23 protein-coding genes and 1 pseudogene are annotated in these 20,584 nt (G+C 45.1%); 10 read left to right on the top strand and 14 right to left on the bottom strand.

What is annotated here, in order from left to right:
- The first annotated feature begins 66 nt into the window (after window positions 1–66).
- From KCV09_RS09655 to KCV09_RS09640, 4 genes and pseudogenes are all read left to right on the top strand, one after another.
- Window positions 67–318 (top strand): RNA recognition motif domain-containing protein, encoded by a 252-nt coding sequence (locus tag KCV09_RS09655; protein WP_004943769.1) that lies wholly within the window; start codon window positions 67–69, stop codon window positions 316–318.
- Window positions 319–359: 41 nt separating this feature from the next.
- A pseudogene (locus KCV09_RS09650) lies at window positions 360–722 on the top strand (ASCH domain-containing protein).
- A 75-nt stretch (window positions 723–797) separates the two neighbouring features.
- Entirely contained in the window at window positions 798–1,301 is a 504-nt protein-coding gene (locus KCV09_RS09645) for a DUF6586 family protein (RefSeq protein WP_004932752.1), read from the top strand.
- Between the two features lie 112 nt (window positions 1,302–1,413).
- Complete coding sequence (locus KCV09_RS09640; RefSeq protein ID WP_004932755.1) at window positions 1,414–1,692, top strand: hypothetical protein; 279 nt, start codon at window positions 1,414–1,416, stop codon at window positions 1,690–1,692.
- A 43-nt stretch (window positions 1,693–1,735) separates the two neighbouring features.
- On the opposite strand, the gene KCV09_RS09635 is transcribed toward KCV09_RS09640, so the two are convergent.
- From KCV09_RS09635 to KCV09_RS09620, 4 genes are all read right to left on the bottom strand, one after another.
- On the bottom strand, window positions 1,736–3,454 hold the full coding sequence (locus KCV09_RS09635) for a cation:proton antiporter (protein ID WP_004932760.1): 1,719 nt from the start codon (window positions 3,452–3,454) through the stop codon (window positions 1,736–1,738).
- Window positions 3,455–3,596: 142 nt separating this feature from the next.
- Window positions 3,597–3,752 (bottom strand): 50S ribosomal protein L33, encoded by a 156-nt coding sequence (gene rpmG, locus KCV09_RS09630; protein ID WP_001205031.1) that lies wholly within the window; start codon window positions 3,750–3,752, stop codon window positions 3,597–3,599.
- Between the two features lie 12 nt (window positions 3,753–3,764).
- Window positions 3,765–4,001: a 50S ribosomal protein L28 gene (rpmB, locus tag KCV09_RS09625; RefSeq protein WP_000048256.1), complete on the bottom strand. Its 237-nt coding sequence runs from the start codon at window positions 3,999–4,001 to the stop codon at window positions 3,765–3,767.
- Between the two features lie 166 nt (window positions 4,002–4,167).
- Entirely contained in the window at window positions 4,168–5,616 is a 1,449-nt protein-coding gene (locus tag KCV09_RS09620) for a coniferyl aldehyde dehydrogenase (protein ID WP_004932763.1), read from the bottom strand.
- A 118-nt stretch (window positions 5,617–5,734) separates the two neighbouring features.
- On the opposite strand from KCV09_RS09620, the gene KCV09_RS09615 reads away from it, so the two are divergent.
- The 5 genes from KCV09_RS09615 to KCV09_RS09595 all read left to right on the top strand — a co-directional run bounded on the left by KCV09_RS09615 (window position 5,735) and on the right by KCV09_RS09595 (window position 9,512).
- A complete protein-coding gene (locus tag KCV09_RS09615) occupies window positions 5,735–6,424 on the top strand; it encodes a TetR/AcrR family transcriptional regulator (RefSeq protein WP_004932767.1) in 690 nt (229 codons plus the stop codon).
- Between the two features lie 84 nt (window positions 6,425–6,508).
- Complete coding sequence (purU, locus tag KCV09_RS09610) at window positions 6,509–7,375, top strand: formyltetrahydrofolate deformylase (RefSeq protein ID WP_004932769.1); 867 nt, start codon at window positions 6,509–6,511, stop codon at window positions 7,373–7,375.
- A gap of 307 nt (window positions 7,376–7,682) precedes the next feature.
- Window positions 7,683–8,465 carry an energy transducer TonB family protein gene (locus tag KCV09_RS09605; RefSeq protein ID WP_119025642.1) on the top strand — a complete coding sequence of 261 codons (783 nt, stop codon included), beginning with the start codon at window positions 7,683–7,685 and terminating at the stop codon, window positions 8,463–8,465.
- 19 nt (window positions 8,466–8,484) lie between these two features.
- Window positions 8,485–9,108 carry a MotA/TolQ/ExbB proton channel family protein gene (locus KCV09_RS09600; protein ID WP_004943757.1) on the top strand — a complete coding sequence of 208 codons (624 nt, stop codon included), beginning with the start codon at window positions 8,485–8,487 and terminating at the stop codon, window positions 9,106–9,108.
- The gene (locus KCV09_RS09595) at window positions 9,108–9,512 is read left to right on the top strand and encodes an ExbD/TolR family protein (RefSeq protein ID WP_004932775.1); all 405 of its coding nucleotides are present in this window, start codon (window positions 9,108–9,110) and stop codon (window positions 9,510–9,512) included. The genes KCV09_RS09600 and KCV09_RS09595 overlap by 1 nt, the downstream gene beginning before the upstream one ends.
- A 54-nt stretch (window positions 9,513–9,566) precedes the next feature.
- Here KCV09_RS09595 and msrA read toward each other — a convergent pair whose 3' ends face one another.
- The 8 genes from msrA to lgt all read right to left on the bottom strand — a co-directional run bounded on the left by msrA (window position 9,567) and on the right by lgt (window position 15,117).
- On the bottom strand, window positions 9,567–10,088 hold the full coding sequence (gene msrA, locus KCV09_RS09590) for a peptide-methionine (S)-S-oxide reductase MsrA (protein WP_004932778.1): 522 nt from the start codon (window positions 10,086–10,088) through the stop codon (window positions 9,567–9,569).
- A gap of 106 nt (window positions 10,089–10,194) precedes the next feature.
- Window positions 10,195–10,683: an META domain-containing protein gene (locus KCV09_RS09585; protein WP_076033463.1), complete on the bottom strand. Its 489-nt coding sequence runs from the start codon at window positions 10,681–10,683 to the stop codon at window positions 10,195–10,197.
- A 206-nt stretch (window positions 10,684–10,889) separates the two neighbouring features.
- The gene (locus KCV09_RS09580; protein ID WP_004932783.1) at window positions 10,890–11,948 is read right to left on the bottom strand and encodes an Lnb N-terminal periplasmic domain-containing protein; all 1,059 of its coding nucleotides are present in this window, start codon (window positions 11,946–11,948) and stop codon (window positions 10,890–10,892) included.
- A gap of 27 nt (window positions 11,949–11,975) precedes the next feature.
- Window positions 11,976–12,485 carry a dihydrofolate reductase gene (locus tag KCV09_RS09575; RefSeq protein WP_151977674.1) on the bottom strand — a complete coding sequence of 170 codons (510 nt, stop codon included), beginning with the start codon at window positions 12,483–12,485 and terminating at the stop codon, window positions 11,976–11,978.
- 12 nt (window positions 12,486–12,497) lie between these two features.
- A complete protein-coding gene (gene thyA / locus KCV09_RS09570) occupies window positions 12,498–13,340 on the bottom strand; it encodes a thymidylate synthase (RefSeq protein WP_212515088.1) in 843 nt (280 codons plus the stop codon).
- A 110-nt stretch (window positions 13,341–13,450) separates the two neighbouring features.
- On the bottom strand, window positions 13,451–13,819 hold the full coding sequence (locus KCV09_RS09565) for a hypothetical protein (protein WP_212515087.1): 369 nt from the start codon (window positions 13,817–13,819) through the stop codon (window positions 13,451–13,453).
- Window positions 13,812–14,198 carry a hypothetical protein gene (locus KCV09_RS09560; protein ID WP_004932793.1) on the bottom strand — a complete coding sequence of 129 codons (387 nt, stop codon included), beginning with the start codon at window positions 14,196–14,198 and terminating at the stop codon, window positions 13,812–13,814. The genes KCV09_RS09565 and KCV09_RS09560 overlap by 8 nt, the downstream gene beginning before the upstream one ends.
- 100 nt (window positions 14,199–14,298) lie before the next feature.
- Window positions 14,299–15,117 (bottom strand): prolipoprotein diacylglyceryl transferase, encoded by an 819-nt coding sequence (gene lgt / locus KCV09_RS09555; RefSeq protein WP_004932795.1) that lies wholly within the window; start codon window positions 15,115–15,117, stop codon window positions 14,299–14,301.
- A gap of 92 nt (window positions 15,118–15,209) precedes the next feature.
- Here lgt and KCV09_RS09550 point away from each other — a divergent pair, with 92 nt between their 5' ends.
- Window positions 15,210–15,986 carry an NRDE family protein gene (locus KCV09_RS09550; RefSeq protein ID WP_004932797.1) on the top strand — a complete coding sequence of 259 codons (777 nt, stop codon included), beginning with the start codon at window positions 15,210–15,212 and terminating at the stop codon, window positions 15,984–15,986.
- A 42-nt stretch (window positions 15,987–16,028) separates the two neighbouring features.
- On the opposite strand, the gene KCV09_RS09545 is transcribed toward KCV09_RS09550, so the two are convergent.
- Entirely contained in the window at window positions 16,029–18,215 is a 2,187-nt protein-coding gene (locus KCV09_RS09545; RefSeq protein ID WP_212515086.1) for a PhoX family protein, read from the bottom strand.
- Window positions 18,216–18,435: 220 nt separating this feature from the next.
- Window positions 18,436–20,424, bottom strand: a complete 1,989-nt coding sequence (locus KCV09_RS09540; RefSeq protein ID WP_212515085.1) for a PhoX family protein — start codon at window positions 20,422–20,424, stop codon at window positions 18,436–18,438.
- Window positions 20,425–20,584: the final 160 nt, after the last annotated feature.

Below are 20,584 nucleotides of genomic sequence, written 5' to 3'. Positions count from 1 at the left end.
CAATGTTCAGAAAGTAGCGTAGGCGATTGCTTTTTGATGATTTTGCCTATTTTTGAAGGTTGTTAAATGAAAATTTTAGTTCGTAATTTAGAACGTACTGTCACAGAAGCTGAGTTACTGAAACTGTTCCAACAATATGGCACAGTAGAAACCTGCCAATTGGTTTTAGATGCTGAAACAGGTAAATCTAAAGGCTTTGCTTTTGTGGAGATGCCACATGGTCGTGAAGCGGTGAAAGCCATTAAAGGTTTAAATACTTTGCGTTTACATGGGACAGGAATTCGTGTAAAGCAGGCTGAAGATAAGCCACAGGCTTAAAGGAGAGGAGCAGAGTATGCTCCTTTTTTTATGGGAAAATCATGAGAAGAATTTATCCTGCTTTATCGATTGTTGCGCCATCGGGAAGCTATATTGCTGAAGGAATAAAAACCTTGGAAATTCGTTCATGGCGTCCCAATGAGCTTTCTCTTAAAGATATTAGTTATTGTTGAAAATGCACATGATCTGAATCAGGATGGAGATGAGGAATTAGGTCGAGCAGTTGCATGGGGGGTATTTCATCTGTTCATGCTTGGCAGAAAAGTGAGATTGAAGTGGCTAAAGCAAACTATTGGAAAGATGGCTATTGGGCTTGGGTCATTGAAAATGTTAGGCCCATTCATCCTCTTGTGGATATACCAGCTCGAAGAAAGATTTATTGGATAGAGTTGGATGTGGTGTAATTTTTTATTGTGCATTGAATTCAATTAAGTTTAATCTTAGGCCTATAACACATGCCAAGAAATTAGGAAAATTGTATGTCCCGTGTTGCTCGTTATCATGCCGACCGAACCAATCAAAAACTTTATTTTGCGCGTTTGGCGTGTCAGCAAGCCGAGCAGATTGAGCATGTTCAGCAAGCACAGGCATATCGTGAGGCAGCCGTCTTTCATTTGCACGGTGCAGTGCTGGCGTTTTTGCAAGAGCTGGTGCGTTATTATCGTTTAAACGACCTGCAACCGACGCTCAAGTCGATTGAAGAGAAAATGGCAGAAAAGGGGCAGGTATCGCCTGAAGTCGCCGTGCTACAGCAAATTGCTAAAGATGGCTTTATTGCAGAGCTTAAGCGTGCTTATCGCATGTGTCAGTATGCACCTGAGCCGACTGAGCCAACACCTGAAGAAGAAACCTCTTCAAATTTGATTATTAAAGTCACGCAAGGGCCGCAATCGTGGTTACCCGATGTCAAAATACTCCGTGAATGGCACCGAGAACTGAGTCAGCTGATTGACGGTTTTCGTAATGAAATGGTTGAGTTTTAGTGCATCTTTCGATGGAGATGCTTGAAATTTTCAAGCAGAGCTCCTATATATAAATTCTACAGTTAGCAAAGTGCAGGTGCTCTTTGCCACCATGTTGAAGCATGGAGGGTTTATGTCGATACAACAGTTGAAAGAATTATTTGGTAACCAAGAAGCAATCTTAGAGTTGGTTCAACTTGAAGGTGGCGAATTGGCCTTGCGCAATGCGGGCTCTAATCAAGAGCCTTTGGTGAAGATCCAGTTTAACGATGAAGTCAAAGCACTTCTCGGCGATCAAACCGCGCTTGTTGCCCAGCACATGATTCAGGCAGCGTTGTTTGGTTTGCTTGAAAAACAAGTGAACCAATGGCATGCAGAGGTCGTGGATGAGCAACCAGAATTTATGAGTTAAAAAAAAGCGTACTTTAAGTACGCTTTTTTTAGATCTGTTGTTTTTAATGCGTTGCTGGTGCCTGATGTGCACGTTCAATTTGCCCTAAAATATGGGCACTCATGGTTTTGGCCATTTCTTCTTTGGCATAAAACACCAGTCCTACATTGTCTTTACGAATCACGTCGGCTTCTTCGTGACTTTCTGCACAGCAAAGCACTTCAATGCGTGGATTTAACTGCTTGGCAATATCTACAATCCGGTGAATATCAATAATATCCATTGGCGAGAGTACCAAAAGTCTGGCGTGCATAATATGTGCCTGAATCAGCACGCTAGGCTCAGTCGCTTCACCACTTACCGCAGCAATACCTTTTTTACGTAAATCTTCGACAATTTCACGGTTTTCTTCTGCAATCACCACCTTAATCTCTTGTTGCATGAGGGTTTTGGTAATGCGTCGCCCAACCTCACCATAGCCGACCATCACCACTTGATCACGTAAATAGGTTTGATCAAGCTCATCGGGCAGCATCGCCAGCGGGTCACCACTACGTTCGAGTAAACGTGCCAGATGTGAGCGTTCTCGAATCCAGCGCTGGATTGGCTCAATAGCCGAGAAGATAAAAGAGTTTAAGGTGATTGAAAATAGCGCCCCTGCCAAAATCAGATTTTGCGCATCGAGCGTGAGTAGGCCTAAAGTCACACCCAATGTGGCCAAAATAAACGAGAATTCGCCAATTTGTGCCAGACTGGCACCGACAGTCAGTGCGGTATTGATCGGGTAGCGAAAAAACAAAACCAGTGCCATGGCGGCCAGTGTTTTACCCACCATGATAATCGCCACAACTGCTAAAATTTGTAGCGGTTGCTCAAGCAAAATGCGTGGGTCGAATAGCATGCCCACAGACACAAAAAACAAAATCGAAAAAATTTCACGTAGGGGTAGCGTTTCTTCTTCGGCGCGGTGACTAAAATCGGATTCCTTCACCACCATGCCGGCGAAAAACGCTCCAAGTGCCATCGATACGCCAAAAACAGCGTAGGAGCCATAGGCGATCGAAACTGCCGCAGCCACCACGGTAAGGGTAAACAGCTCACGGGAACCCAGACGTGCCACAAACTGCATGATCATCGGCACTAAACGTTTGCCGATAATCAGCATAAAAGCGATAAATCCTGCAACTTTTAACAGGGTTAAGCCAATGGTCAGCCAGATATTGCTGCTCGCTGCACCGTGTGCCAGTTCTTTGCCGCCAAGCAGTACGGCCATGGCAGGCAGCAGTACCAGTACCAAGACCATCACCAGATCTTCAACCAAGAGCCAGCCGACGGCAATTTTGCCGTTGACCGAATCGAGCAGGCCACGATCACCAAGCGCTTTGAGTAAGACCACTGTACTGGCACACGATAGACTTAAACCAAAGACCAACGCAGATCCGAAGCTCCAGTCCCACCACATCGCCACGCCAATGCCGAGTAATGTGGCCACTGCAATCTGTAATATCGCACCGGGAAGCGCAATACGGCGTACCTGAAGTAAATCACTGAGGGAAAAGTGCATTCCCACGCCAAACATTAAAAACATCACCCCAAGCTCGGCCAATTGATTGGCGAGTTTCATATCGGCGACAATTCCTGGAGTATTGGGGCTAATTAAAATACCTGCAACCAAATAGCCAATGAGCGGAGGAAGGCGTAGACGTGCAGCGATATAGCCAAAAAATAAGGCCAAACCAAATCCGACTGCCAGTAAAATAATTAAATCTACGTCATGTGGCACTCAAGACTCCTTAAATATGGAATGTGTATGAATTAGCAAAAAAAATGCCAAATTTTTATATTGATAAATATTAACAAGCAGAACAAAAATAATGCAAAAAAAAACGACTTCATTTGAAGTCGTTTTTTTACAGAATCTAAAATTATTTGATTTTAGCTTCTTTGAAAATCACGTGTTGACGGATTTTTGGATCAAATTTTTTGATTTCCATTTTTTCCGGCATAGTACGTTTGTTCTTCGTGGTAGTGTAGAAATAACCAGTACCAGCTGAAGAAACTAAGCGAATCTTGTCACGCATTGCAAGGTCTCCTTAGATCTTTTGGCCTTGAGCACGAAGATCAGCTACAACCTTTTCAATGCCCAATTTGTCGATGATACGCATACCTTTAGTGGTTAGACGAAGACGTACGAAACGTTTTTCGCTTTCTAACCAGAAACGGTGGTGGTGCAGGTTCGGCTCGAACCGGCGCTTGGTTTTGTTGTTGGCGTGTGAGACGTTGTTTCCAACGACTGGACGCTTGCCGGTAACTTGGCAAACCTTAGACATGGTGGAACTCCATTGATTTAGCCAACAGCAAATCTGTGGCCAGTCATACAAATAAACGGATTGAATTTATTCAAGGGGCGTTTTATACCAAAAATACGATTAAAAGACAAGCGAATTCGGTAAAAACGCGGCATGAAGCTGTGTAACAGATCATGCCTTGATCAGGTTATCGAAGAAGTGTTTTCGAAATAAGCCGATGAATCGGTTTGTTAAATGGTGGCAGAATATATTTTAAGCTATAGAGCTTTGGATTCGACATCATTGAACGTTCATGCGACAAGTTGAAAAAACCTTCAGGGCCATGGTATTTACCCATACCCGATGCACCGACGCCTCCAAACGGAAGATCATCCTGCGCCACATGAGTCAATACCGTGTTGATTCCGAAGTGGCCCGAATGCGTGCGCTGTGCAATATAATCGGCACGTGCCTGATCAAAGTCGAAGTAGTATAGCGCAAGTGGGCGTGGACGGCGATTAATAAACTCGATCACGTCTTCCATTTGATCATATTCAAAAATTGGGAAGATAGGACCAAAGATTTCATTCTTCATGATGTCCATTTCGGTGGTGACCCCAGTGAGTAGCGTTGGGGCAATCTTGCGCACATCTTCAAGTGATTCATTATGTGGGTTGATTTCGATAATACGTGCGCCTTGGGCACGTGCATCATCTAAATAACCTTGCAGGCGTCGATACTGCTTGTCGTTGACAATTGACGTGTAATCTTGATTGTCACGCAAATGTGGATACATCCCCGTTGCGATCAGCTTGAAGTTTTCAATAAACTCCGCAGCGCGGCCTTTAGGTAAAAAGAGATAATCCGGTGCGACGCAGGTCTGACCTGCATTCCAGAGTTTACCCACCGCAAGGCGCTGTGCAGCCTCTTTCATGTCCATTGATGGATGGACAATGGCTGGGGATTTTCCACCCAGCTCTAAAATCACCGGTACCAGATTTTCTGCCGCAGCCGCCATCACCGTTTTACCCACTGCAGTTGAGCCGGTAAAAATCATCTTGTCGAAGGGAAGGTGGCTAAAGGCATCCGAGATGGCACCACCGCCATTAATAACGGTAACCAACTCTTGCGGGAAAGCTTCTGAAAGGGCATTTTCAAGGACTTGACCAAATTGACTAGAGGCACTGGAAATTTTAATCATGGCGTGGTTGCCAGCGGCCAGCGCACAAATAAGTGGCCCTACAGACAACAGCAATGGATAGTTCCAGGGCGTAATAATTCCAATTACACCGAGCGGTTGATACTCGACCCAGCCTTTGGCCGGTTGATGCAAAATACTGATATGGCGTTTGGACGGTTTCATCCACTGTGTCAAATGCTTGCTATAATAGCCAATATGTTCGAGACAGGTGAGTAGTTCACCGATTTTGGTTTCACCAATCGAACGGTTGCCATAATCGCGATTAATGGCCTCTGCAAACTGGTCCTGATATTTGACCAAAATACGTTTCAGACGAGCCAATCGATCAATACGATCTTTTGCAGATGGAACAGGATAACGCTCATAGGCACGTTTTTGCTGCTCTAGGACATCGTGTAAGTGATGAACATCAAGTGAATGTGGAGTCATCGAAGTTGTTTTTGTTTGACTGTTCATGACGCGTTACCATAGTGTGGAACTGAGCTATATATAATTTTTAGAGTAAATACTCTAAAGAGTCAAGAAGGTTTCTGTGTTAGTTTTCTAATGCATTAGATATCAACGGTTGTAAACAATGTCCGCATCGAAAACAGTCAAAACGAAAGATCGTATTTTGCATACCAGCTTGCAACTGTTTAATGAGCGTGGTGAGCGGTCTGTCACCACCAATCATATTGCCTCTGAATTGGGCATTAGCCCGGGTAATTTGTATTATCACTTTCGCAACAAGCAAGAGATTATTAAGGAGCTTATGGAGCAGTATCAGCGTGAAACACTGGATATGCTGGCCTTGCCCAAAGATCGATTGCTCAATGCCAATGACAAGATTCGTTATTTTCAAGTGCTCAGTAGTCAGTTATGGGAATACCGTTTTTTGCATCGAGATGTTTATCATTTAATTGAAAACAATGATGACTTTAAAAAGATCTATCCAAAATTTGCTGGGCAGGTGATGCAGCAGGGGCAAAAAATTTATCAGGCTTTCGTCGACGCGGGTTTGATGAAAATGACGGCTTCTGAAATTGAAGCCCTGATCATCAATTTATGGATTGTGCTGACCAACTGGACCAACTTCTTGTATATGTCGGGCCATATTAGCGACAGTAATCATCTGGAAGAGAAATGGGTGTGGCAGGCACTACGTCAAATGGTATTTTTAGAAGGACCATATTTGATGGGAGAAAGCCGCGAAACCTACGAGCGTTTGCTTGAGAGCTTTGGTCCATCTGATTTGTTTGCGCGCATTTCCTCGAAAACCGAGTAATTGTCAGACCCTATTCAGTCTGCGATAAAAACGCGCTAGAATAGCCCGCTTGTTTTTAAACTGACCTATAGTGATATTAATCAAATGAACACCACTACTGCCAATACAGCACGTCTACTGATTACTTGTGAAGACAGGCCCGGGATCGTGCAAGCTGTATCGAGCTTTTTGTATCATCAGGGAGCAAATATTACCGCACTTGATCAATACGCTACAGAGGCTCAAGGCGGACGTTACTTCATGCGTGTTGAGTTTGAGTTAGAACATTTACAAAGTCGTAAGGATACCTTGATTCAGACTTTTTCGGCCAATGTTGCAGAGCGCTACAACATGCAATGGCGTTTGGCATTTGTCAACGATCTGAAAAAAGTGGGTGTTTTGGTATCGAAAGTGGATCATGCCTTACTTGAATTGCTTTGGCGTCATGCGCGCGGTGGTTTACCGTGTGAAATTACCAAAGTCATTTCAAATCACGAAGATTTACGTGAGGCCGTGGAAAACTTTGGTATTCCATTTGAAGTGGTACCCGTCAACAAGGAAAACAAACGCGAAGCGTACGCCAAAATTGATGAATTGATGCAGGGCAATGACTTATTAGTGCTTGCACGTTACATGCAAATCCTAGATGAGACTTTTGTTGAAAACTGGGAGATGAAAATTATTAATATTCATCACTCGTTCTTGCCTGCATTTGTAGGGGCGAATCCATACAAGCAAGCGCATGAAAAAGGGGTGAAGCTGATTGGTGCAACTGCTCACTACGTGACTGCGGATTTGGATCAGGGGCCGATCATTGAACAAGATGTCGAGCGTGTCAATCATGACTTTACTGTTGAGCAATTACGCGAGCTGGGCCAGGACGTCGAGCGTAACGTACTGGCACGTGCAGTCAAATGGCATTTAGAAGATCGAATTATTGTCGATGGCAACAAAACTGTCGTGTTTCAATAAGTCTATTTCTTAAAAAAGTATGCATCAGGCATACTTTTTTTAAATCTTGTTAATGTTATGATATAGCATTGCATTTAAAAGGCTTGTACTGGTCATACATTTTGATATAAAGAGGACGTATCGTATTTTCCAATCAAATGAGAGATCTTGAAATTTCAGTAGATCTTTTGAATGTGAAAAAAAACAGTTGAAAATGAAAACACTTCTCATTTATTATTGCGATACTTTAATTGTTTGAACCGATAAGCTGTATCGCGATGACATGTTGTGATTGTGAATTGCTTCTCAAATAGGTAATTAGATTCTTATGAGTCAATCTCCTGCACTATCGATGAATTCTACACCTCCGAATTCTCCCAATCCGATGAAGAAAAAAGTCATCACTGCACTTGTCGCGGTTGTGATTGGTCATGCGGGAGTGTTATGGGCTGTCAACCAGATGAAAAGCCCAGAACTCAAACCCATTGAACAAAAACCACTCAATGTGCGCTTTGTAAAAATTCAAGCACCGCCGCCGCGCCCACCTGAACCAAAGCCTGAACCGAAAAAAGAGCAACCTAAGCCGAAAAAAGAGGTGAAGGAAGTCAAGGTGGTAGAGAAAGTTGCACCACCACCGAAAAAAGTCGAAAAGGTTCAACAGGTCAAGCAAGCAGAAACGCCAAAGCAAGTGGTGAAAAATGAGCCACAGGTAGACTTCAAACCAGTGACGACAACCACCACCGTTACGGAAAAGGTTGTTGAAAAAGCCAAGCCTCAACCTGCTGCACAGCCGCAGGTGAACCGCGACCCGTCACCAAAGAGTGTATCGATTGGCGGTGCTGGGGTGCAGTGGAGTCGTACGCCGCGTCCTTCGTATACCAACCGTGATTTGCAAGGTCAAACACGCAGTATTGTGGTGATGATTGAGGCAGACGAAACTGGCAAGATTATCAATGCGCGGATTACCCGTAGTAGTGGTGTGCCTGCGCTTGATGACAAGATTCTGCGTGCGGTACGTAGTGCAAAATTTAAACCGTATAAAGAAAATGGTGTTGCTTACCCTATTCGTGCTGAGCAACCCTTTGACTTAACATTAAATCCTAACGGCTAACATTTTCAGGAGTTCGAGTATGAACTTTTCAGTTTATTGGCAACATGCAGATGCAGTCAGCAAAACACTGTACTTCGTGCTTTTGGCAATGTCGATTGCAACCTGGACGATTCTTATCTTACGTTTGATGGGAACCCGCCAATTAAAACAACAAGCTTATGCTCAACTCGCTAAAGCACTGAGTAGTCTGAAAGCCAAGTTTGTTCACTTGACTTTCGAGCAGCGTAAAGCAGTGGCAGAGCAGGCATTACTGCGTCAGATTTCTGCTGAAAAATCCAGTGCAGAAAAAGGCGTTGCAGTACTCGGTACCATTGCCTCTTTGGCACCGTTTGTCGGCCTGTTTGGTACGGTTTGGGGAATCTTCCATGCGCTGGTAGCAGTAGGTAAAAGCGGACAAGCAGGATTGGCACAAGTTGCGACACCGGTAGGTGAAGCGCTGATCATGACCGGTTTAGGTCTGGCTGTTGCGATTCCTGCGGTATTGGCATACAACATCTGTGTACGTTACAACCGCGGTTTAGCACATGATTTACAAGATCAGGCTCATAGCTTGCTGATCGATACCATGTTGCAGCAAGAATCTGCTGAACACAAAACTGAAGTGAAGGCAGCGCAACAAAGCTTTGCTGGAGGTCAGGCTTAATGGCATTTCAATTGGGTGAAGACCACGACAGTGGCATGAATGAGATGAATCTCATTCCGTTAATTGACATCATGTTGGTACTGATGATCATCTTTTTGGTCACAGCAACGGTTGCAAACCCATCGGTACCATTAAGTTTGCCAAAAACCACGGCTGAAATTCAGCCACCGCCACCGAAAGAGATTACCATTAGCATCAATGCCAATGGTGATGTCTCTTGGGGGCAAGAAACCATCACGCTAGATGAGCTTAATCAGCGTTTTCAAGAGGCAGGCCAGCAGGCGCAAAAGCCAACGGTTATGCTAAAAGCCGACAAAGCCTCACGTTATGATACTGTGGCACAAGTGATGTCTCGTGCGAGTGGAGCCGGACTCAGCGATATTGCTTTTGTCAGTGAAAATTAAACGCTCTAGATTGAGCGCAATAAAAAAGCAACTCGATCGAGTTGCTTTTTTTGTTTAGGCCTTAAGTAAAGACTGAAATTTGCTACGTAATTTAGCAATTTTTGGAGGAATTGCAAAATTACAAAAGCCTTGAGACGGATTCTTGGTGTAGAAATCTTGATGATAATCTTCAGCCGCATAAAAAGTAGGTACTGGGCTGAGCTCGGTGACTACATTCATGCCTTCGGCTTTTAACTCTTGAATGAGTTTTTCTGCATCTGCTTTTTGTTGCTCGTCAAAATAATAAATGACAGAACGATACTGCGTACCGATATCGTTGCCTTGACGGTTCAGCGTGGTTGGATCGTGGATAGCAAAAAACACGTGCAGTAAATCGTCGTAGCTGACCTGTGTTTCGTCAAAGTCCACCAAAATCACTTCTGCGTGATTGGTCTCACCTGTGCAGACTTGTTCGTAGGTCGGATTTTGTGTATCACCGCCTGCATAACCGCTGACAACTTTTTCGATGCCACGGATTTGTAAGAATACTGCTTCAGTACACCAGAAACATCCGCCGCCAAATAATGCCTGTTGCATGGTTTTCCTCGAAATAGCAAAGGGTTTTAATATCACGTTTTTTCGTTTACGTACAATCTATATTGAGGCGACCTGCTCAATTAAAAGACCATAAGACACAATGTCTTTATTTTGATGCATCGAGAGCCATCACAATACGTCCGCTTTGATCCATCAGAATGAGATGTTCAGGGCTTGCTCGGTAACGCGATACGTTTGTAAGTGCTTGCTGATATTGCACACTGATGTTTTGATCCGTATTTGGACACATCATCTTGGTCGATGCCGCAGCGCCCAATTGAAGTGATTCGGCGTCTGCCTTAAAACTTCCCATCATACGATTACATCCATCTGTACCGCTAAAGCGCTGTGTTTTTGAATCAAATTTCAAACTCGGTTTATTCGCGACCTGAGTGCTAATTTGAAAGCCATTAATTTCAGTAGCCGTCCAGTTGCGATCAAGCAGTACATTGGCTGTGCTCGCATTGGCGCTACTGCTAGAGGTTACAACTGTTTTGGTCGTAGAATCAGTTGATGATGTCGAAGGGGTTACCGCACATCCGGTAAAAAGCACGCTTGCACACAGGCAAGTCCCTGTTAGCCATGTTTTGATCATGTTGATGTCTCTTTGCTTCACAACTTGTTCTTGAGCAGTAGCAAAACAAATCAATGTAGATACATCGAGTAGAAAAGCGTGTGATTGTGTAAGCTTATTTTACGAGATGATGAGGCAAGATCTAACCCGATCGATTCTCGATCATTAAGAAAAAATATACAGCATAATCGGGTTGAAGAACGGGGTAATCCTCGAAGATTGAGGTGTCACTGCTTCGGCTGTGGAATACCATAACGAATCACTTCTGAGAAATTTAGACTGTTTTGGTGTTTGAATTTCTCATACTCGGCTGCCCGTTCATTGATGTAAGCCATCTGATACCACTTGGCAATGCTGTAGTCATGACTGAGTACATTTAAGTCATATAAGTAGTTTGGTAGGTATCCCGACGCCAGTAAGCGATAATCTTTAGGAAGTTCATCTGGATTGATGGCTTGTGCCATATCAAAAACCAAGGTGGTGCAGTTACTGGTCAGGGTGTTGTACCATTTTGGTGTTGCCCGTAGTTCATCTGAGGTTTTAAGGTATTCCAAAAATAAAGCCTTGGCTTGCTCTTTAGATACCTGAACAGGAAACAGATAGACCTGCTCATGGCGAACATTGCTGCGGGTATACACAATATCTTTTTCATCGGCTGCGACTAGGCTTAATTCAAACTGCCGAAAAAAACCACCAATTGCCGAAAAATTCTCATTTTTTTCCTTACGGATTTCGATGGAAAACACCAGCGGTTTTTGCTGTTCGAAATCAAAGCTCACCAAGGTATGGGCAATTTGCGGGCCCATCCAGTATGAGGTAATGATATTGACCCCTCGAAGCTGATTCAGGTTGTAATGACGAGTTTCCCAGCGTTCGGTATACTGGCCATCAGGTTGCCAGTCAAAATTTCGTACATTGTGCAGGGTAATCTGATCTCCTTGGCGTTGGTAATCTAGTAGCCGAGCGACCTCAGGGTCCCAATCACGATTTTGCGCGGGCGCCAGTGAAAAATACCACAGGAGTGCAACTAAGAATGCCAGCATGTACAGCACAATATCTTTACCGCGCCCTAAAATATGCTGACTGATATAAATCCCCAATACGCTGAGGGCAAAAACAATCCAGATCCCGATGAGAATTCGACTACCTAGCCATCCAAAAGGTTGCTGAATCCAGAGTGCCGCACACACCCAAATACTTGAGCAGATCACAAAAACACTGAAAATCATATGTAAAAGCCCCATCCCTAGGGCATGTAAAAATTCTTTTTTTCCAGTTGTATGCATAAACCAACAATCAGCTAGGGATTGCCTTTATTTTCGGTAACTTGCGAACTCAAACGCAATACCTGTTTTGTCATCAATATGTGATTCACTGGCAATTTTTTTAAAGGCAGCAGGTCGGTCTGGATAAAATGCATCACCTTGCACATCAAGCTCGACATGCGTCAGCTCAAGCCGGTCGGCAATATCCAGTGTCTGACTAAAGATTTCTCCCCCGCCAATAATAAAGAGTGCAGGCTGATTCGCGGCTTTTGCCTCTTGGGCAGCACCTTCTAAAGCGGCTTCAATACTATGTGCTACATGTGTACCTGCAAATGACCAGTTTACATCGCGGGTAATCACCCAATTACTGCGGTTGGGCAATGCGCGCCCCATCGATTCAAGTGTCTTACGCCCCATAACCACCACGCCACCTTGGGTAATTGCTTTAAAGTGCTTGAGATCGGCGGGAATATGCCACGGCAATGCATTACCTTGACCAATACACTGTTTTTGATCCATGGCCACCACGTGAACCACTTCTAAGCCTTGAAATGCCATTAATTGCTTTCCTTATACAGCGACAGGTGCTTTGATTGCAGGATGAGACTGGTAGTCAACAATCTCGATATCTCCAAATTTAAAATCAAACAGGTCGGTAATTTCAGGGTTTAATTTAAGCTGACAAAGTGGTAACGGTTCACGGGTGAGTTGCAGTTTGGCCTGTTCAAAATGGTTGGCATATAAATGTGTATCGCCACCTGTCCAGACAAAATCTCCCACGCCGAGGCCACAGACTTGCGCAATCATGTGGGTGAGGAGTGCATAACTGGCAATATTAAACGGCACACCCAAAAATACGTCGGCACTGCGCTGATATAACTGACACGACAATTTATTGTCTTGTACAAAAAACTGAAACAACGTGTGGCACGGTGGCAGTGCGACCTGTCCGGCTTCATTTGGATTCCATCCAGACACAATCAAGCGGCGTGAGTTCGGATTGGTTTTAATTTCATTGACTAACCATGAAATCTGATCAAATCCGTCTTGGTTATAGCTGCCATCTGCATTTTTGCTGGCGCCAAAATTACGCCACTGATGACCATACACCGGGCCAAGCTCGCCTTCTGGGCGACCAAAACGCGCGGTTTGCTCAGCTGTCGCCCATTCGTCCCAAATGCTGACTTTGTTGTCCTTGAGGTACTGTACGTTAGTATCACCTTTTAGAAACCACAATAGTTCAATCACAATCGAACGAAAGTGTACTTTTTTGGTGGTGAGCAGAGGAAAGCCTTGGCTGAGGTCAAAGCGCATCTGATGACCAAATACAGAACGTGTTCCTGTCCCTGTACGGTCACCTTTATCGCCGCCATTGTCTAGGATATGTTGTAAAAGGTTTAAGTAGGTGCGCATGGTTCTCTCTAATCGTATAGTCGCCGCTTGACTAAGCGACAACAAGTTTCAATCGACTGCAAATTTTAGCCGTTTTTGCCTTCAAAGAACAGCAAACAATCTTGCCTGCGTTATTTACGTGGCTCACGATAGTGGGCGGTAGAGGCCAAGCATAATCCGAGCACGCTAAAGCCCAATACTTGCAGGCCCGGTATCCATTTTGATGAGTCGGGCAGCAGCGAAATGGTGATGATGAGGGCTATAATTGGAAACACGTTGGCTAAAATATTAAAGCCTTTGCGGTAAGGATTATCATGATGAATCTGTTGTCGTTTATGGCGAATGATATGCGTCACTATTCCAATCAAAACGCTGACCACGACATATTTCGGGCTAAGCGGCTGTATGTGCGAGAGCCAGTAAATCACTGCGCATAACGCAATACAAAATCCAAAACGTATCGGGCGGGTGATGCGCTCGGAATACCAAAACTCAAGCATCGGGATTCACACCTGAATTTGAAGATCTAAATAAAAACTGCGGTGAAAAAATAAACACCGCCAGCGCCATAAAGGCGATCCCTTGAATACCCCACCACATCAGATTGTTCATGGTTTTTACAAACAACAGTGCAAAGATCAGTGCAATTGGAATCCAGGTCAGCAGGCGATACAGTAAACCAGTTGGCTTTTGCGCAGCAAAATGCAGCTTTAGGTAGCGACATATCAGAAAGATTATGCCTGTTCCTGTAAACATCAGCACCACGTCGAGTGGTAAAGGCTGATGATAAAACAGTGCAATCGCCACGATGAGGGTGAGAAGAAGAATGAAAAATTTTTGAATCCGAGAAATGTTCGGGTCAAACCAGAATTCAAGCATGTGCAGGTATCATTCAAAAAGAATAGGCAGAATTTACCACAAAAAATCAAAGGCGGGAAAAGCTTGACTTGACCCGCCTTTAAAATTACAGCGATAGATGTTATCGGGTTTTGAGTGGTCCCCAGTCGTAAAGTTTACGGCGGTAGGCGTACCACATCATCCACAAGCCAATCAGTAACATCGGCACAGTCAGAATCTGACCTTTGGTCATCCATCCAAATAAAATAAAGCCTTGATCTGCATCGGGCTCACGGAAGAATTCGATCACAAAGCGTGCTACACCGTATCCCATTAGGAACAAGGCAGACACTGCCATACGTGGTCGCGGTTTTGAGCTGAACCACCACAACAAGATAAACAGCAACAAGCCTTCACAAATGGCTTGATAGATCTGGGATGGGTGACGCACCAGATGAAACGGATCGGTTGGGAAGATCATCCCGAAAGGATAGTTCGGATCTTGGACTTCGCGACCATACAGCTCGCCCCCAATAAAATTACCAATACGGCCAAACATCAAACCGGTTGGGACGCAGGGTGCAATAAAATCCAATGTTTCAAACCAAGTTTTCTGGTATTTGCGGCACCACAAGATCATGGCCAACATCACGCCGATAAAGCCGCCGTGAAAACTCATACCGCCTGTCCAGACCTGAAACAGCCAGATCGGATTGGCAAGAAATTTGTCGAACTCGTAAAACAGTACATAACCGACACGTCCACCCAGCACCACGCCGAGAGCGCCGTAAAAGACCAGATCGGAAACCATTTCCGAGGTCCAGCCATCACGTTGTTTTGCACGATAGGACGCGAGCCCCCAAGCACATAAAAATGCCAGTAAATACATCAGTCCATACCAATGGACCTTGAGCGGACCAAGCGAAACAGCAACCGGGTCTATATTGGGATAGGTGAGCATACCTGTACCTTGCTTTTATCTTTGCCAGAGATTTTAACGGAATGTCAGAAAAATGTTGTACATTCAATGTGTAAAGATGACGAGAAAAGATCATGTGTATTGTTGCCTTGGCATGGCAGGTGCTCGACCACACGCCTGTCTGTTTACTTTCAAATCGTGATGAGTTTTACGCGCGTCCCACTGCGTCTTTAAAGCAATGGCCCGATAGTCCGATTATTGCGGGTCAAGATCTGCAATCCGGTGGGACATGGATGGGCATTACAGCATCTGGACGCTGGGCGGTGGTGACCAATTTTCGTGATGGCAAAGATCAGCAGCACTATCCCACATCACGTGGGGCATTGATTGCCGATTTTCTACACTCAGATCTGTCGCCGATCCGTTTTGCGAAGACCCTTGAGCAACATCAGCAGGCATATGCGGGATTTAATCTATTTTTAGGTGATGCAACGCAGGCAGTCTATATGAGCAACCGCGGTGAAGCGCCACAAGTTTTGGCCAAAGGCGTTTATGTGGTCTCCAACGGTTTAATGTCGGAGCACTGGGAAAAAACAGCACATTTACGTAAGCGCTTTACCCAAGAGTTTTTACCTATGATGCAGGTGCATACACCCGCGGCAACTTTAGAGCATGCCGCGTGGGATATATTGGAAGATGAACGCAAGGTGATTCCTGCACGGCTACCCGAAACCGGAATTAGCCTTGAGATGGAAGAGCTGCTCTCTTCGACCTTTATTCAAAGCCCCGTATACGGCACACGCTGCTCAAATTTTCTGACGCTTGATGATCATCACTGGCACTGGCGTGAAAAAATTCAGCAAGGTGAGCAGCAGGGACAGATCACCGAGATCAAGATTGAACGACAATAATAAAAAAACTGGCCGAAGCCAGTTTTTTTATTATATGCGGGTTTAGGTACCTGCAATCACGCCACCGTCTTTACGCGTGATAACCACGGTCGCCGAGCGAGGGCGAGCTGTCGTATTGCTTGGGTCGGTTTGGGTTGCAGGCCAGTGACTGCTTGGCTTGTCGTAACTGCTAGAATCTTCACCCGGATGCTGAACATTAATAAAGATGGCTTTATTGTCTGGCGTCATGGCAATGCCGGTAATCTCACATTCTTTTGGTCCCACCAAGAAACGGCGCAGATTTTCATCGGTTACTTTCGCGCCCACAATGGTTTGCTGGCCATTTGATGTCGTGGCTGTCGTACCGTCACCAAGGGTTCCCGGTAAAGCCGCCAGCATCATGCAGTTGGTCACATCGGTATAAGCGCCGTCATCGGTTTGAATCCACAAGACGCCGCGTGCATCGAACCACATACCATCCGGGCTTGAAAAGTCGTTGTTGTCATTTAAACCCGACAGGTTAATATTTGCCGCCATTTTGGCTTCTGCGCCAAACAGGTAAATGTCCCATTTGAAGGTCGTAGCCGTGGTTTTGTTGTCGGTTTCTTTGAAACGGATGATATGACCGTTGACGTTACCTTTGTTGGTTTTGCTGCCCGCGTAGGTGTCTTCATAGTTACGCGGATTGGCGGCATCGGTTGGGTAGCTGCTGCCTCGGTTCGAGTTGTTGGTGAGGGTGACGTACACTTCACCATTTTCTGGATGCACCGTACACCATTCTGGGCGATCCATTTTCGTGGCACCAACACTGTCTGCGGCCAGACGCGCGAAGGTTACGACATCGGCCTGATGACGAAACGGATAGGTTTTGTTGCTGGCATCGAGGCCATTTTTCCCATAGCTTAACTCGATCCACTGACCAGTGCCGTCATTGTTAAATTTGGCCACATACAAAATACCGCTGTTGAGATATTTATCACCTGCGGTATAGCCGCCATTGATATCTTTAACATCCCAGTTTGCCGTACTCACAAACTTATAGATGTATTCACCACGTGAGTCATCGCCCATATAAAAGGCCAGTGGCTGACCGGCAACCACGCGGCATGCACTGTCTTCATGAGCAAAACGCCCCAGTGAAGTCCGTTTTACAGGGTTTTGGCGCACATCAAACGGATCGATTTCGACCATCCAGCCAAAGGTATTCGGGCTATTACGATAATCCTGCGCTGCCTGTGCTGCATTGACATCGGCATTCCAGCGGCTATAGAGGTCTTGTGCTTCAATTTGACCAATCGCCGTTTCCCAGCCGTAGCGCGAGCTGGCACCCGCTTTGAGGCCGTAACGGTTGAGTGCGATAATTTCATGCGGTTGACGTTTCAGGTCATCGCTGCTCGAACGCTGAAAATAGCCAATAAAGTTTTCTTCGGTGGTTAAATAGGTGCCCCAAGGTGTATAACCATTGCCACAGTTGTTGTGGGTTCCTCGGGTTTGTTTACCGCTTGGCGAGTAGCTGGTCACCAACAGATCAGCACCGGCTGCCGCACCCGCAAAATCCATCACGGTCGAGGCCGTAATACGACGGTTAAAGACCGAACTTTGAATGAATTCGACTTTTTGCGTGGTGGCGTCTTTTTTAATGTGGATAATCGACACACCGTGTGCGTTCATTTCACGGAGTACTTCATCTTCTGGTCGGCGATTATCGACTTTGGTTGGGCCTTTCGGATGCAAAAAGGTTGGGTTGATGTACTCATGATTCATCACCAGCAATCCCTGTGTCGAGACGTTGTCATCAAAACGGTTGCTGCTCGTGTTTAAACCAAAATAATGCATGCCGTCGTGGCAGTCTCCAGAACGGAACTGGAAGCTCGGACCTGATGGAATATTGTTGTCGTCCCACGCACCAACACGCGGATTAATTGAATCGCCGAGCGCATAGAGTACTGTGGCCTGATAGCCTTCTGGTACTGTCACGATATCGTTTAAGTTTTTTGCAACAGGTTTGAAGTTGAGCTTTTCAGGGCGTTTGTTTGGATCAACCGCAGGGGTAGAGTTGTTATTGTCATCATTGCTATCGTTACAACCCGTCAATGTAGAGGCCAAGGCCAGTGCAACGGCACCGCTTGCCGTTTTCGCAATGAGTGAACGGCGAGACATCGATTGTTCTAAAATATCGCGGAAATGAATGTTGTCAGATGTATTGTTGTCTAACTCTTGATCTTCATGATATGGCGTTGGCTGTGTCATGTATTTCCCCAAACAATAAATGGATATCAAAATTTTCCATTCAAAGTAGAGTTTTAATATGACGGTGTCTTTACATTCTGATTGCAATTCGATGAATTTAAGCAAGTTTTAAGTTTACACTGGATTGAAAAAAACTGGATGTATACCTGCAATTTACACTGATCAAAAAAACTGAGCCCGCAGTTGCGAGCTCAATTTTTTATGGTTCAAGCCATCTAGATTAAGATTTTTTTACACTCGACGGCGCAATTGGGTCTGCGGTGATATAGCCGACAGCCGCAGCATAACCGTTGCTGTAATTGGCATTGATATAACTTTGTAAAGTACCTTTTACATTTGAGTGAATGCCTTCCCAGTCACCCGGATGCTGGAAGTTGCTCATGATATAGGTCCAGCCATTAATCGAATCTACCGCATGCAAACCAGTCGATTCAGCGCCTGATGGCGTCGACAAAATACGCGAGAGTACTTTGGTATCAACGTTATAGGCCCACAAGAAATTATTGACATGCATGCCGCTGTCTTCGCCAATAAATAAGGTGCGCAAACTTTCCGAAAACTTCAGGTTGTCTGGATTGGCAATTTTATTCGGATTTGCCGTATTGCCTAGCGCATCTGGCGATGCAAGATCTTCACCAGTAATCAAGACACGCGATTGATACGCAACCCAGTCACTATTGATGACCGCACCCGTCGAGTCGATTTGACCGCCTTTCATGTCGTGGGCAACCACAGCGCCTGAATTGATTGCAGCACTAAATGACACGTTATTAGATTCTGTCCAGCCAGCGCCATTTTTGACCATCGATTTTTGTAAATACGATACGGCAGAGTAAGCCACTTTATCTTTGATATTGACGGTTGTTCCTTCAAGTTTGGTAAAGGCCATACTACCGCCTTTAAGTGCTGCATAACGGTGTGTTTCAAGAAACGCCGCAGCTTTTTCCATTCCCGATTTAACTTTTACCCAGAGGGTTTTGGCATTGAGTATAATCTTGGTGTAACCAGTTAGATCGGCAGGTTGATTGGTCAGACTCTCCATGATATCGCTTGGCTTGATTTTGCGAACGTTAATCAGGTCTGAAATCTCTTGGCTGGTGGCGTGACCTAAATTAATCCATTGAATTGGGGCAATGGTATTTTCAGAAAATACACTGGTGTATTTGGCGACATACAGTGTACCTGCAGATAAGTCTTTTTCTTTGTCTGCAACAAACATGAAAAAGCCACCGTTGGTATAGTCATCACCCATAATTAAGGTACGGTTGTCTGGCATTACTTGCACCAGTTCATGAGAAATACGCCCCAAACAGAAATGCTTCTTTACGCTGCCTGTACCGTCTTTATTGACTGTAATTTCAGGCAAGTGACCATAGTTGTACGGATTGGCAGTCGTGCTATCACCAAAATAGTTTTGGCTATATGCGGTCACGGTACTCAACGCTGTACCAATACCCTGATCAAAGGCGTCTGGCTCGTATTCTTCGCTCGACAGATGTGTTCCCCACGGTGACATGCTGGCACCACAGGTGATCCAGAGTCCGTAGGCACTCGACATATCAACGTTGTAATATTTCTTCAGCTCTAAATGACCGGTTTTTTGGTCTTGATCGAGTGTCAAAATCGCAATCGGAGAAGGCAGCTTGCCATACATGCTGGCACCTGCCTGATCTTTAGTGGTGTATTCAAATTGCACTACATGAAAAACCGGATTGGTGACACCTGCGACACTGGCATTGGGTACCGTAATTAATGAAGAACCATCTGGACAGTCAGAAAAGAATTGACGCTCTTTACCCGCCACCGACTTATCGACAATTGGGTTGCCTTTTGCATCGACATAACCCCCTGCAATGATGGTTCCACCACTCAGGTTAGGCACAGAGTCGCCTGTTTTGAAGAATGGCTTATAGGCCAACTGATAGTCAGTTTGTGAGCCGTCGTCCCAGCTTACGCTCAGTTTCGAGTTGACCGTTGTGGTGGCCATTGCAGCAGGATTGGCAAGTGAAGGGGCATCCATTGAGGTAAAGGTTGCCGTTTTTAAATTAACGGTTTTGGTTGGCATCGTAGTGGTGCCATTATCACTGTCATTGCAGCCTGCCAGTGTCGCGGCTGTTGCCATAGCCCCGAGTGGTAAAAAAGGAAGACCAGTAAACCATTTGAGTAGATCGCGACGGGTAGGATGTTGATTTGCCGGTGTCGTTGTCATGAGAGATCCGTGTTCATTATATGTGAGAAGGAAAACAGCACTGATTTTAGAAAAGCTTAATGACGCTTTTTTTGCACTTTGGTGTCAGATTGAAGACAGTGTGATGAATGGCTTATATGAATTTATGAAACTGATGGTGCTTAAAAATACGAAAATAGCG

The sequence above is a fragment of the Acinetobacter soli genome (genome assembly GCF_018139125.1).
Classification (GTDB): Bacteria; Pseudomonadota; Gammaproteobacteria; order Pseudomonadales; family Moraxellaceae; genus Acinetobacter; species Acinetobacter soli.
The sequence above is the reverse complement of the archived record's forward strand: the minus strand, read 5'-3'. Positions and strand labels throughout refer to the sequence as shown.

Excerpts from the sequence above, each read along its gene's own strand:
- KCV09_RS09640 (WP_004932755.1), top strand. The coding sequence starts at position 1,414 with ATGTCGATACAACAGTTGAAAGAATTATTTGGTAACCAAGAAGCAATC.
- rpmG (WP_001205031.1), bottom strand. The coding sequence starts at position 3,752 with ATGCGTGACAAGATTCGCTTAGTTTCTTCAGCTGGTACTGGTTATTTC.
- KCV09_RS09575 (WP_151977674.1), bottom strand. The coding sequence starts at position 12,485 with ATGGCATTTCAAGGCTTAGAAGTGGTTCACGTGGTGGCCATGGATCAA.
- rpmB (WP_000048256.1), bottom strand. The coding sequence starts at position 4,001 with ATGTCTAAGGTTTGCCAAGTTACCGGCAAGCGTCCAGTCGTTGGAAAC.
- KCV09_RS09620 (WP_004932763.1), bottom strand. The coding sequence starts at position 5,616 with ATGAACAGTCAAACAAAAACAACTTCGATGACTCCACATTCACTTGAT.
- KCV09_RS09580 (WP_004932783.1), bottom strand. The coding sequence starts at position 11,948 with ATGCATACAACTGGAAAAAAAGAATTTTTACATGCCCTAGGGATGGGG.
- KCV09_RS09550 (WP_004932797.1), top strand. The coding sequence starts at position 15,210 with ATGTGTATTGTTGCCTTGGCATGGCAGGTGCTCGACCACACGCCTGTC.
- KCV09_RS09600 (WP_004943757.1), top strand. The coding sequence starts at position 8,485 with ATGAACTTTTCAGTTTATTGGCAACATGCAGATGCAGTCAGCAAAACA.
- KCV09_RS09540 (WP_212515085.1), bottom strand. The coding sequence starts at position 20,424 with ATGACAACGACACCGGCAAATCAACATCCTACCCGTCGCGATCTACTC.
- KCV09_RS09605 (WP_119025642.1), top strand. The coding sequence starts at position 7,683 with ATGAGTCAATCTCCTGCACTATCGATGAATTCTACACCTCCGAATTCT.
- msrA (WP_004932778.1), bottom strand. The coding sequence starts at position 10,088 with ATGCAACAGGCATTATTTGGCGGCGGATGTTTCTGGTGTACTGAAGCA.
- KCV09_RS09560 (WP_004932793.1), bottom strand. The coding sequence starts at position 14,198 with ATGCTTGAATTCTGGTTTGACCCGAACATTTCTCGGATTCAAAAATTT.
- KCV09_RS09595 (WP_004932775.1), top strand. The coding sequence starts at position 9,108 with ATGGCATTTCAATTGGGTGAAGACCACGACAGTGGCATGAATGAGATG.
- KCV09_RS09615 (WP_004932767.1), top strand. The coding sequence starts at position 5,735 with ATGTCCGCATCGAAAACAGTCAAAACGAAAGATCGTATTTTGCATACC.
- thyA (WP_212515088.1), bottom strand. The coding sequence starts at position 13,340 with ATGCGCACCTACTTAAACCTTTTACAACATATCCTAGACAATGGCGGC.
- purU (WP_004932769.1), top strand. The coding sequence starts at position 6,509 with ATGAACACCACTACTGCCAATACAGCACGTCTACTGATTACTTGTGAA.
- KCV09_RS09545 (WP_212515086.1), bottom strand. The coding sequence starts at position 18,215 with ATGACACAGCCAACGCCATATCATGAAGATCAAGAGTTAGACAACAAT.
- KCV09_RS09655 (WP_004943769.1), top strand. The coding sequence starts at position 67 with ATGAAAATTTTAGTTCGTAATTTAGAACGTACTGTCACAGAAGCTGAG.
- KCV09_RS09565 (WP_212515087.1), bottom strand. The coding sequence starts at position 13,819 with ATGCTTGAGTTTTGGTATTCCGAGCGCATCACCCGCCCGATACGTTTT.
- lgt (WP_004932795.1), bottom strand. The coding sequence starts at position 15,117 with ATGCTCACCTATCCCAATATAGACCCGGTTGCTGTTTCGCTTGGTCCG.
- KCV09_RS09585 (WP_076033463.1), bottom strand. The coding sequence starts at position 10,683 with ATGATCAAAACATGGCTAACAGGGACTTGCCTGTGTGCAAGCGTGCTT.
- KCV09_RS09645 (WP_004932752.1), top strand. The coding sequence starts at position 798 with ATGTCCCGTGTTGCTCGTTATCATGCCGACCGAACCAATCAAAAACTT.